Below are 11169 nucleotides of genomic sequence, written 5' to 3'. Positions count from 1 at the left end.
GCACGCCGCAGCCACCGCCTGACACCGACCACCCGGCTCCCCCGTACGCACAACCCACTGAGGAGACTCCATGGCCACCCAGACCGTCACCGACGCCGACTTCGAGTCGGTCGTGCTCAAGAGCGACAAGCCCGTGCTCGTCGACTTCTGGGCCGCGTGGTGCGGGCCGTGCCGTCAGATCGCCCCCTCCCTGGAGGCCATCTCCGATGAGCAGGCGGAGAAGATCACCGTCGTCAAGCTGAACATCGACGAGAACCCCGAGACGGCCGCCAAGTACGGGATCATGTCCATCCCGACGATGAACGTGTACCAGGGCGGCGACGTGGTCAAGACGATCGTCGGTGCGAAGCCGAAGGCGGCGCTGGAGAAGGAGCTGTCCGACTTCATCGGCTGACACCGATGCGCAGTTTCACGTGAAACGGCTCGGCCTCATGAAGAGGCCGAGCCGTTTCGCATACCCGATCCGGTCACAGCGGACGAAGTACAGGGTCCTTCTGCACGGCGCCGAGAAGCTGGTCGAGGGCCCGCTCGACATCCTCTTTCCAGGACAGCGTGGAGCGCAGTTCCAGTCGCAGCCTGGGGTACCGGACGTGGTGCCGCACCGTCTTGAAGCCCACCGCTCGCAGGTGCTCGGCGGGCAGCAGGCAGCGGCTCTCGGTACCCCGTGCGTCAGCGATCGTCTCGATGGCCTTGAAACGGCGACGCAACACGTCCTTGGCCACCGTCTGGACCATGACACGACCCAACCCCTGGCCTCGGTAGGCGGGCAGGAGGGCTGCCGTGATCAGTTGCACGGCGTCCGGTGACACCGGGCCGGTCGGAAACGCTGTGGTGCGGGGAACGTAGGCGGGCGGCGCGTACATGACGAAGCCGACCGGTCGCCCGTCCACGTGGACCACGCGTCCGCAGGAGCCCCACTCCAGGAGAACCGAGGAGACCCATGCCTCCTTCTCCGCTTTCGCCGTGCCTGCCCGCTCCGCACGCCCGCCCCTGACGGGGTCGAGCTCCCAGTGAACACAGCGACGGCAGGCCGACGGCAGGTCCGACAGGTTGTCCAAGGTGAGCGGAACGAGTTGACGCCCCATGGATCCATCGTATCCATGGGGCGTCAACTCGCTCTGCCGTGTTCCCCGAGGGCGCGAAGGAGTCGCTGCGTGCGTGGGGCAGGGCCTACTCCTGCTGCTGCGCTGCGTCCTGCTCGGCCTCTCCGGAGAGCCGCTGCTCCAAGACCTTTCCCTCTCCTGGAGCAAGCTGGGCAAGGATCCGCTCCAGATCGTCTATCGAGGCGAACTCCACGACGATCTTGCCCTTCTTCTGCCCCAGATCCACCTTCACCCGTGTCTCGAACCGGTCGGAAAGGCGGCTGGAGAGGTGGTCGAGGGCGGGGGAGACACGCTTGCCCGCCCGGGGCCCCTTGGCCTTGCTCGAACGACCGGGCTTGTCGCTCATCAGGGTCACGATCTCTTCGACCGCCCGCACCGACAGCCCTTCTGCCACGATGCGGTGAGCGAGCCGGTCCTGCTCCTCGGAGTCATCCACGGACAGCAGCGCCCGCGCGTGCCCGGCGGAGAGCACTCCTGCGGCCACCCGTCGCTGCACCGACGGGGACAGACGCAACAGGCGCAGGGTGTTGGACACCTGAGGGCGCGAGCGACCGATCCGATCGGCGAGCTGATCGTGCGTACAGCTGAAGTCCTTCAGCAGCTGGTCGTACGCCGCTGCCTCTTCCAAGGGGTTCAGCTGAGCGCGGTGCAGGTTCTCCAGGAGTGCGTCCAGGAGCAGCTGATCGTCGCCGGTCGCCCGGACGATGGCAGGGATGCGGTCGAGCCCGGCCTCGCCGCAGGCGCGCCACCGGCGCTCGCCCATGATGAGCTCGTAGCGATCCGGCCCAGTCTGACGGACGACGACCGGCTGGAGCAGCCCTACTTCCTTGATGGACGTGACCAGCTCCGCCAAGGCGTCCTCGTCGAAGACCTCGCGGGGCTGCCGTGGGTTGGGGGTGATCGCCTCCAACGGCACCTCGGCGAAGTGCGCTCCCGCGACCTCCGCGAGTGCCGACTCCCGGGTTTCGGCCGTGGGATGCTCCGGCGTGCCGGCCGACGGCTCCGGGCCGGCACCGTCCGGAAGGGCCGTGACGGCAGCAGCCGCCACACCGCGCTCGGAGGAGATGACCGGCACAGCGGTGGGAGACGTCGTGCCGTTGATCCCGATGGTGGGCACCGGGCCGTTGTGGTCGTCCTGGCTCTTGGGGGCTTCGGGAATCAGCGCGGCGAGACCGCGTCCCAGACCCCTTCGTCGTTCGGTCACTGATTCCCCTCCGCCGTACTGTGCTGGTGGTTCTGGTGCGCCTCAGCGTTGCGCAGAGCGATCTCTCGGGCCGCCTCCAGATAGGAGAGGGCGCCACTGGAGCCCGGGTCGTACGTGAGCACCGTCTGGCCGTAGCTCGGTGCCTCGGAGATGCGGACGGAACGCGGGATGTTCGTGCGCAGCACCTCGTTGTGGAAGTGTCCACGCACCTCGTCGGCGACCTGCGAGGCCAGCCGCGTCCGCCCGTCGTACATCGTCAGCAGGATGGTGGAGACGTGCAGTGCGGGGTTCAGGTGCCCCTTGACGAGGTCCACGTTCCGCAGGAGCTGACCGAGGCCCTCCAGCGCGTAGTACTCGCACTGGATCGGGATGAGGACCTCGGTGCTGGCCACCAGCGCGTTGACGGTGAGCAGGCCGAGCGAAGGCGGGCAGTCGATCAGGATGTAGTCCAACGGCTGCTCGTATGCGGAGATCGCCCGCTGAAGCCTGCTCTCCCGCGCGACCAACGACACGAGCTCGATCTCCGCACCGGCGAGATCGATCGTGGCAGGCGCACAGAACAGACCCTCGACGTCCCGCACCGGCTGGACCACTTCGGACAGTGGCTTGCTCTCCACCAGGACGTCGTAGATCGAGGGCACTTCGGCATGGTGGTCGATGCCCAACGCCGTGGAGGCGTTGCCCTGCGGGTCCAGGTCGACGACCAGGACCCGCGCGCCGTGGAGAGCGAGGGAGGCCGCAAGGTTCACCGTGGTGGTCGTCTTCCCGACTCCGCCCTTCTGGTTGGCGACCACCATCACGCGCGTCTGCTCGGGCCTGGGAAGTCCTTCGCCGGCGCGGTGCATCGCCTCCACCGCCTGCTGTGCGGCTCGGCCGATGGGGGTGTCGTCCATGGGAGGCAGCGTCTCACGCGTTTCACGTGAAACATCCGCCAGTTCAGCGCGGGGGCCGGGGACCGGATCGGCCATCGGTCCCGCGGTATCAGCGTCGGACCGCAACGGTTCACTCTCCTCGAAAGGCACCTTCGCAGAGTCAAAGCCTGCCATGCCTGAGGAGTGGTGAACCACTGAGCCCCGCAGTTCTGTGGACAACTCGTCGGTTGTGGACAACGTGTCGGGACGGGGAGCGCGCTGCTTTCGGTCGTGGGGCTCTGCAGCAGCACGACCCCGACTGATGATTCCATGCAGAAGGGAGCGGCGTTTCACGTGAAACACGATGCACGCGACCCAGGCAGCGGATCCGTAGACACTCCGCGATGGGCGGCTTTGCCGCATTGATGGAGTAAGGGGGGCATACAGCCCGCCTCCGTGCCGCCGGGCAGGCGTCACGGAGGTCAGCGACGGCGACGACCAGCACGCCCCGCACGAGCCGCCTTGGCCCGCTTGGCCGCGAAACGCACCCCTCCGGGACTTTCGCCGACTTCCGCCCGCACCACCGTCGAGGGCGGATGCACCACGCCGGTACCCACCTGGACGACGGACGTCCGCACCACACCGAGCTTCTGCAGCGCGGACCGCGCCCCGATCAGCTCCTGCTCCGCCGTGTCGCCCTTCAGAGCCAGCATCTCCCCGTAAGGACGCAGCAGGGGCACCCCCCACCCGGCGAGCCGGTCCAGGGGGGCGACAGCCCGCGCGGTGACGACGTGCACGGGCTCAAGCGTTCCCAGGACCTCCTCGGCGCGACCGCGGACCACCGTCACATGGTCGAGACCGAGGAGCTCCACCGCTTCCTGGAGGAAGGTGGTCCGTCGCAGCAGCGGTTCCAGGAGAGTGATCCGCAGATCCGGGCGCACGAGAGCCAGGGGAATACCCGGCAGCCCCGCCCCCGATCCCACGTCGCAGACCGTCACGCCATCCGGAACGATCTCGGAGAGCACCGCGCAGTTCAGGAGGTGGCGCCCCCACAGCCGGGGCACCTCACGAGGACCGATCAGCCCTCGACGCACCCCGGCGTCGGCCAGCAGCTCCGCGTAGCGGAGGGCGTCGGGCAGGCGTTCACCGAAGACCACCTCCGCGTCCTCCGGCGGCTGCGCGAGCTCCTGTGCACCGACGGGCTCGGTGTCACCACCTCGTCCGCCCGTGTCCCCGTGGTCGGCCGTCACGGCAGGACGACCACGCAGCGCTGCGGTTCCTCACCCTCGGACTCGCTGCGCAGCCCGGCCGCCTTCACGGCATCGTGGACGACCTTGCGCTCGAAGGGCGACATCGGCTTCAGCTTGACCGGCTCGCCGCTGCTCTGCGCCTTCTCCGCAGCCTCGTCGGCCAGCTCCGTCAGCTCAGCGCGCTTGCGTGCCCGGAAGCCGGCGATGTCCAGCATGAGACGGCTGCGGTCACCGGTCTCCCGGTGCACGGCCAGGCGGGTCAGCTCCTGGAGGGCTTCCAGCACCTCACCGTCCCGGCCGACGAGCTTCTGCAGGTCACGACTACTGCTGTCGCTGATGATCGACACAGCGGCACGGTCGCCCTCGACATCCATGTCGATGTCGCCGTCGAGGTCCGCGATGTCGAGCAGACCCTCCAGGTAATCGGCCGCGATCTCCCCCTCCTGCTCCAGGTGGGAAAGGGTGTCGGTGCCCTCAGCGGCTTCGGTGGTGTCCGTCACTGATGGACTCCCTCTCACTTCTTCGACTTCGCGGACTGTGGCTTCTTCTTGTTCTGCTGCGGCCGGCCCGGCTTGCCCTGCGCCGTCTTGGCCTGACCGGTCTTGGCCTGGCCTTGCTTGCCCTCCGCCGCCTTGGCCGGAGCGGTACCCGCAGGGGCGTTCTGCCGCTTCGACTTCGGCTGCCGCTTGGGCTGGGTGCGGTTGGCCCGAGCCTGCTCGACGGCCTCCTTGGCCGCGACCTCGACCGGATCCTCCTTGATCTTGCCCTTCGCCCGCAGCTTCTCCTGACGCTGCTTGTAGGCGAGGGAGCCCGGCGTCGGGTTGCGCTTGATGATGTACATCTGCTGGCCGAGCGTCCACACGTTGGTGGTGAGCCAGTAGACGAGGACACCCACGGGGAAGTTGATGCCGAAGACCGCGAACATGATCGGGAAGATGTACATGAGCAGCTTCTGCTGCTGCATGAACGGCGTCTTGACCGTGAGGTCGACGTTCTTCGTCATCAGCTGGCGCTGCGTGTAGAACTGCGACAGCGACATCAGGACGATCATGATGACGGTGACGACCCGGACGTCGGTCAGTGACGCCTGGAGCGCTTCGATCGTGGCGGCGCTGTCCATGAACTTCGCCGCGATCGGGGCACCGAAGATCGACGCGTTCCGCGCGCTCTCCACCAGGCCCTGGTCGAGCACGCCGACGGTCTGGTTGTTCGCGATCTTGTTCAGCACCTGGAAGAGGGCCAGGAAGAACGGGGACTGCGCCAGGATGGGAAGGCAGCTGGAGAGCGGGTTGGTGCCCGTCTCCTTGTACAGCTTCATCATCTCTTCGGACTGGCGCTGCTTGTCGCTCTTGTAGCGCTCCTGGATCGCCTTCATCCTCGGCTGGAGCGCCTGCATGTTCCGTGTCGCCTTGATCTGCTTCACGAAGAGCGGGATCAGCGCGATGCGGATCAGCACCACCAGGAAGACGATGGACAGACCCCAGGCCCAGCCGCTGTCCTCGTCGAAGACCAGGCTGAACAGCGAGTGGAACTGGACGATGATCCAGGAAACAGCGGTATAGAGAGGACCGAGGATCGTGTCCACGAATCAGGCTCCTTGGGCGTGGGACTGGGTCCGATGCTGCCAGCGGCTCCGGAGCCGCTGATGCCAGACCGGGTGCTTCCGGGCAGGAACATGGTCGACACCACCGGGCGACCAGGGGTTGCAGCGCAGGATGCGCCAGGCGGTCAGTGCCGTTCCCTTCACCGCACCGTGCCGACGAATGGCCTCGTACCCGTAGTGCGAGCACGACGGGTAGTAGCGGCACACCGGCCCGAGCATCGGGCTGATGGTCCACTGGTACAGCTTGATCAGCCACAGGAGCGGGTACTTCACGTCGGCGGCCCTCCAAGCAGCCGCTGCAGCGCGGAGTCGAGATCCCGGGCGAGCGAGTCATGACCCGCGTCACCCGCGTCGGGCAACGCCCGTACAACCACCAGGCTACCGGGGGGCAGCTGGGACAGCCGTTCGCCCATCAGATGGCGCAGGCGCCGCTTCACACGGTTACGCACGACCGCGTTGCCCACGGCTCGACTCACGACGAAACCCGCACGCGGCGGGGGAGCGTTGTCCCCCGTCCCGTGCGGGTCCGTTCCACTGCGCAGATGAACGACGAGTAGCGGGCGACCGGCCCGCCGTCCTCGCCGTACCGCGGCCGCGAAGTCCTCGCGCCGCCTCAGCCGGTGCTCGGTAGGCAGCACGTCATGGACCTGCGCCGTGGCTCAGGCCGACAGGCGGGCGCGGCCCTTGCTGCGCCGGTTCGCGACGATGGCGCGGCCGGCGCGGGTCCGCATGCGCAGCCGGAAGCCGTGGGTCTTCGCGCGGCGGCGGTTGTTCGGCTGGAAGGTGCGCTTGCTCACTCGGGGGCTCCAGGAATCCTTGTGTCTCGGGGAGACGCTGTGGGGCGTCGACTGGCTGTCACCGTGCGCCCACGAGTAGCTCGCAACGCCCGAGTGCACCGCTTCTTCACCCTGGGCCCGGGACCGGACCATCGGGCTCGTGCCCATCGGAGGCAGGCGGCAGCAGCCATCGACAACTCGACCTGGTTACGGTACGCGCGGCCGTGGCATCCGGTCAAACCGGGTCCCCGCGGGAGGACCGGGCCCCGCTCCACGGCCGGCGGACATGCGACGGGGGCCGATCGACGCGCGGCGCCGCCGGATGGGGAGAAGCAGCCCCCGGCGCATGGCACAGTTGTGCACACCCTGTGGACAACGACTTGAGCCGCGCCAGCAGGGCCGACTACCGTGGCCGGACTCCGATTCCTCCCGGCCGTCCCGAGAGCCACACTTTCGCGGAAAGTGTCCCCAGCGAGTGAGAGAGCGTGCCCTGTGGCTGACGTACCTGCCGATCTTGCCGCAGTGTGGCCACACGTTCTCGAGCACCTCCTCAGTGAGAGTCAGGGCATCGAGCCCAAAGACCAGCGGTGGCTGCGGGACTGCCAGCCGCTGGTGCTGGTCTCCGGCACCGCCCTGCTCGGCGTGCCGAACGAGTACGCCAAAGGGGTGCTCGAGGGCCGCCTCGCCCCGCTGATCGGTGACGCCCTCAGCCGGGAGTGCCAGCAGCCGATCCGGCTCGCGATCACCGTCACCGGGCCCGCTCCCGATCCGGGGCCCGCCCCGGCACAGGGCGCCGGGGGAACCGGTCCGGGCAGCGCGCCCCTTCCCGAGCAGCGCACGCCCCACTCGCGGTACGACGACGCGCCCCGGTACGACGAGAAGTCCCGTTACGACGAGGGGCCCCGTTACGAGGAGCCGGCCCGCTACGAGGAGTCCCGGTACGACGAGGGGCCCCGTTACGAGGAGCCGGCCCGCTACGACGAGCCCCGGTACGACGACCAGCGCTACGAGGAGCCGGCCCGCTACGACGAGGCACGGGAGCTGCCCGCCGTCCGCCCCGCGTACCCCAACTACCCGCACGCGCCGCAGCCCGGCCGCCCGCAGCCGGGCGCCTGGCCCCGACAGACGGACACCGACAGCTGGGCCCCGCCCCGCGATCCGTATCCGCCGCCGCAGCGCGGTTACGGCGTACGCGGCGGCCAGCCCGGCTACGAGCAGCACCAGCCACCGCCGCAGCGGTTCGACGAGCCGCCCCAGCTGCCGGCGCCCAGCGGCGCCCCCGGGCCGCTGGCCGCCCAGCCCGCACCGGCCACGGGCCCGGGCGAACCGACGGCTCGGCTGAATCCGAAGTACCTCTTCGACACCTTCGTGATCGGCGCGTCCAACCGCTTCGCCCACGCGGCGGCCGTCGCGGTGGCCGAGGCACCGGCCAAGGCGTACAACCCGCTCTTCATCTACGGCGAGTCCGGCCTGGGCAAGACGCACCTGCTGCACGCCATCGGGCACTACGCCCGCAGCCTGTACCCCGGCACCCGGGTGCGGTACGTGAGCTCGGAGGAGTTCACGAACGAGTTCATCAACTCCATCCGCGACGGCAAGGCGGACGCGTTCCGCAAGCGGTACCGCGACATGGACATCCTCCTCGTGGACGACATCCAGTTCCTGGCGAGCAAGGAGTCGACGCAGGAGGAGTTCTTCCACACCTTCAACACGCTGCACAACGCGAACAAGCAGATCGTCCTCTCCAGCGACCGGCCGCCCAAACAGCTCGTCACCCTGGAGGACCGGCTGCGGAACCGCTTCGAGTGGGGGCTGATCACCGACGTCCAGCCGCCGGAGCTGGAGACGCGCATCGCGATCCTGCGCAAGAAAGCGGTCCAGGAGCAGCTGAACGCCCCGCCGGAGGTGCTGGAGTTCATCGCCTCCCGGATCTCGCGGAACATCCGGGAGCTGGAGGGGGCGCTGATCCGGGTCACGGCCTTCGCGAGCCTGAACCGTCAGCCCGTCGACCTGGGGCTGACGGAGATCGTCCTGAAGGACCTCATTCCGGGGGGTGAGGACGCCTCTCCGGAGATCACGGCCGCCAACATCATGGCGGCGACCGCGGACTACTTCGGTCTGACCGTGGACGACCTGTGCGGCTCCTCGCGCAGCCGCGTCCTGGTCACGGCTCGGCAGATCGCCATGTACCTGTGCCGGGAGCTGACGGACCTGTCGCTGCCGAAGATCGGCGCGCAGTTCGGCGGGCGGGACCACACGACCGTCATGCACGCCGACCGCAAGATCCGGGCGCTCATGGCCGAGCGGCGCTCGATCTACAACCAGGTCACCGAGCTGACGAACCGGATCAAGAACGGCTGAGCCCTTCCCGCTGAGCCCGCTGCCACCGAGGACCGCTGCCCGACGCGGGCGGCGGTCCTCCGGCGTTCTCCCCGCCCCCGTCATCACCTCCCACGGGCCGCAGCGGCCACGCGTGCGACCCTCCCGGCCTCGTTCGGCACCCTGCGCCGAGACCTCCCCGCGGCGCCGACACCGCTGCGGCTCGCCAGCGGTGTTCGAATGCGGTGGCCGTGTCCACAGCGCGGGGCGTGACACCGCTTCCACAGCCTGGGGACCGTCCGGTTGTCCCGATCACGTCCACAGGGAGGGCTGCCCGGAGCCTGTCGTGGCAGGTCGCGGGGGTGGGGAAATGTGCACGCGCGGACTCCACAGGCTGTGGACGGAAAGCCGCACGTCAACCGGCGTCCGGAGTTGTCCACGGGCCGCCCACAGGAAGTGGGCCGTTGTCCCCAGGTTCTCCACACCCCTGTCCACTGTTCGACAACACGACGCGCCTCCTCACCGGTCGGAGTGAAAGCGGTCACAGGGACCCGTCGGATTAGGTTGTTGAGAACCTGGGTAAACCTGGGGACGCCGCTGTGGGGAAGTCCCCCTCGCCTGTGCACCGGGTGTGCAGAACCTCCGCCCGTCCACAGCACACGCCCGGTCGTCCACCGCTCCGCCCACAGGCAACGTGGACAAAATTCGGGTGCTGACCTGCGGAGACGGAGTTATCCCCGGAATCCACAGCACCTACTACTACGACCACAGAGATAAGCCGGGGAACTCGTGTCGAAGCGGGTCCTGTGCACAACTCGCCTCCCGACCGCCTCCTCGCTCCTGCGACGAGTTGACCCCGAGGGCCGCCAGCTGTCAGCGACGTGCGTCAGACTGGTCCCCGGCAACCAGCAACAGCAGGAGGCGGCTGAAGGTGAAGATCCGGGTAGAGCGCGATGTCCTGGCGGAGGCGGTGGCGTGGGCGGCGAAGAGCCTTCCGGCCCGTCCGCCGGTGCCGGTCCTCGCCGGCCTGCTGCTGAAGACCGAGGAGGGCCTCCTCAGCCTCTCGGGGTTCGACTACGAGGTCTCCGCCCGCGTCTCGGTCGAGGCCGACGTGGAGGAGGAGGGCACCGTCCTCGTCTCCGGCAAGCTCCTGGCGGACATCTGCCGCTCGCTGCCCAACCGCCCGGTGGAGATCTCCACCGACGGTGTACGGGTCACGGTGCTCTGCGGCTCGTCCCGCTTCACCCTGCACACCCTGCCGGTGGAGGAGTACCCGTCGCTGCCGCAGATGCCGTCGGCGACGGGCACCGTCCCCGGAGAGGTCTTCGCCTCCGCCGTATCCCAGGTGGCCATCGCCGCCGGCCGTGACGACACCCTCCCGGTCCTCACCGGGGTGCGCATCGAGATCGAGGGCGACACCGTCACCCTGGCCTCGACCGACCGCTACCGCTTCGCCGTCCGCGAGTTCCTGTGGAAGCCGGAGACGCCGGACGCGTCGGCCGTCGCGCTGGTGCCCGCGAAGACGCTGCTGGACACGGCGAAGTCGCTCAGCAGCGGTGACCAGGTGACGCTGGCCCTGTCCGGCTCCGGTGCGGGCGAGGGCCTGATCGGTTTCGAGGGCGCGGGCCGTCGGACGACGACCCGGCTGCTGGAGGGAGACCTCCCGAAGTACCGCACGCTGTTCCCCACGGAGTTCAACTCGGTGGCGACGATCGTGACGGCGCCGTTCGTCGAGGCCGTCAAGCGCGTGGCGCTGGTCGCCGAGCGGAACACGCCGGTCCGGTTGAGCTTCGAGCAGGGAGTGCTCACTCTCGAGGCCGGTTCCAGCGACGACGCACAGGCTGTGGAGCGGGTGGACTGCACGCTGGAGGGCGACGACATCTCCATCGCGTTCAACCCCGGCTTCCTGCTGGAGGGCCTGAGCGCGATCGACTCCCCCGTCGCCCAGCTGTCCTTCACGACGTCCACGAAGCCGGCACTGCTCGGTGGCAGGCCGGCCGTGGACGCGGAGGCGGACGACGCGTACAAGTACCTGATCATGCCGGTGCGGCTCAGCGGCTGAG

The 11169-nt window shown here is 68.8% G+C and carries 12 protein-coding genes; 3 read left to right on the top strand and 9 right to left on the bottom strand.

The features are described 5' to 3' along the window. Nucleotides 1–70: 70 nt before the first annotated feature. On the top strand, nucleotides 71–394 hold the full coding sequence (trxA, locus tag IF129_RS22640; protein ID WP_191211632.1) for a thioredoxin: 324 nt from the start codon (nucleotides 71–73) through the stop codon (nucleotides 392–394). Between the two features lie 73 nt (nucleotides 395–467). On the opposite strand, the gene IF129_RS22635 is transcribed toward trxA, so the two are convergent. The 9 genes from IF129_RS22635 to rpmH form a co-directional block, all read right to left on the bottom strand. Next, complete coding sequence (locus IF129_RS22635; RefSeq protein WP_191211631.1) at nucleotides 468–1085, bottom strand: GNAT family N-acetyltransferase; 618 nt, start codon at nucleotides 1083–1085, stop codon at nucleotides 468–470. 85 nt (nucleotides 1086–1170) lie between these two features. Further along, nucleotides 1171–2307, bottom strand: coding sequence for a ParB/RepB/Spo0J family partition protein (locus IF129_RS22630; RefSeq protein ID WP_191211630.1), 1137 nt, complete (start codon nucleotides 2305–2307; stop codon nucleotides 1171–1173). Then, the gene (locus tag IF129_RS22625) at nucleotides 2304–3353 is read right to left on the bottom strand and encodes an AAA family ATPase (RefSeq protein WP_224755405.1); all 1050 of its coding nucleotides are present in this window, start codon (nucleotides 3351–3353) and stop codon (nucleotides 2304–2306) included. Before IF129_RS22625 ends, IF129_RS22630 begins: the two co-directional genes overlap by 4 nt. Before the next feature lie 287 nt (nucleotides 3354–3640). Beyond that, nucleotides 3641–4315: a 16S rRNA (guanine(527)-N(7))-methyltransferase RsmG gene (gene rsmG, locus IF129_RS22620; RefSeq protein ID WP_318153893.1), complete on the bottom strand. Its 675-nt coding sequence runs from the start codon at nucleotides 4313–4315 to the stop codon at nucleotides 3641–3643. An 89-nt stretch (nucleotides 4316–4404) separates the two neighbouring features. Continuing rightward, nucleotides 4405–4908 (bottom strand): Jag family protein, encoded by a 504-nt coding sequence (locus tag IF129_RS22615; RefSeq protein ID WP_191211628.1) that lies wholly within the window; start codon nucleotides 4906–4908, stop codon nucleotides 4405–4407. Nucleotides 4909–4922: 14 nt separating this feature from the next. Beyond that, on the bottom strand, nucleotides 4923–5993 hold the full coding sequence (yidC, locus tag IF129_RS22610) for a membrane protein insertase YidC (RefSeq protein WP_191211627.1): 1071 nt from the start codon (nucleotides 5991–5993) through the stop codon (nucleotides 4923–4925). A gap of 3 nt (nucleotides 5994–5996) precedes the next feature. Continuing rightward, entirely contained in the window at nucleotides 5997–6284 is a 288-nt protein-coding gene (gene yidD, locus IF129_RS22605) for a membrane protein insertion efficiency factor YidD (protein ID WP_191211626.1), read from the bottom strand. Then, on the bottom strand, nucleotides 6281–6649 hold the full coding sequence (gene rnpA, locus IF129_RS22600; RefSeq protein ID WP_191211625.1) for a ribonuclease P protein component: 369 nt from the start codon (nucleotides 6647–6649) through the stop codon (nucleotides 6281–6283). Before rnpA ends, yidD begins: the two co-directional genes overlap by 4 nt. Nucleotides 6650–6670: 21 nt before the next feature. Continuing rightward, complete coding sequence (gene rpmH / locus IF129_RS22595) at nucleotides 6671–6808, bottom strand: 50S ribosomal protein L34 (RefSeq protein ID WP_016906158.1); 138 nt, start codon at nucleotides 6806–6808, stop codon at nucleotides 6671–6673. Nucleotides 6809–7279: 471 nt separating this feature from the next. Between rpmH and dnaA the strand changes: the two genes are divergently transcribed. Beyond that, complete coding sequence (gene dnaA, locus IF129_RS22590; protein WP_191211624.1) at nucleotides 7280–9148, top strand: chromosomal replication initiator protein DnaA; 1869 nt, start codon at nucleotides 7280–7282, stop codon at nucleotides 9146–9148. An 889-nt stretch (nucleotides 9149–10037) separates the two neighbouring features. After that, the gene (dnaN, locus tag IF129_RS22585) at nucleotides 10038–11168 is read left to right on the top strand and encodes a DNA polymerase III subunit beta (RefSeq protein WP_191211623.1); all 1131 of its coding nucleotides are present in this window, start codon (nucleotides 10038–10040) and stop codon (nucleotides 11166–11168) included. Nucleotide 11169 lies beyond the last annotated feature (1 nt).

It is taken from the genome of Streptomyces chumphonensis (genome assembly GCF_014779715.1).
Classification (GTDB): Bacteria; Actinomycetota; Actinomycetes; order Streptomycetales; family Streptomycetaceae; genus Streptomyces; species Streptomyces chumphonensis.
Note: the sequence above shows the minus strand (reverse complement) of the source record. Positions and strands in the feature narration are given on the sequence as shown.

Bases quoted from the DNA above. Each gene is read 5' to 3' on its own strand.
- IF129_RS22625 (WP_224755405.1), bottom strand. From the start codon at position 3,353: ATGGCAGGCTTTGACTCTGCGAAGGTGCCTTTCGAGGAGAGTGAACCG.
- IF129_RS22635 (WP_191211631.1), bottom strand. From the start codon at position 1,085: ATGGGGCGTCAACTCGTTCCGCTCACCTTGGACAACCTGTCGGACCTG.
- trxA (WP_191211632.1), top strand. From the start codon at position 71: ATGGCCACCCAGACCGTCACCGACGCCGACTTCGAGTCGGTCGTGCTC.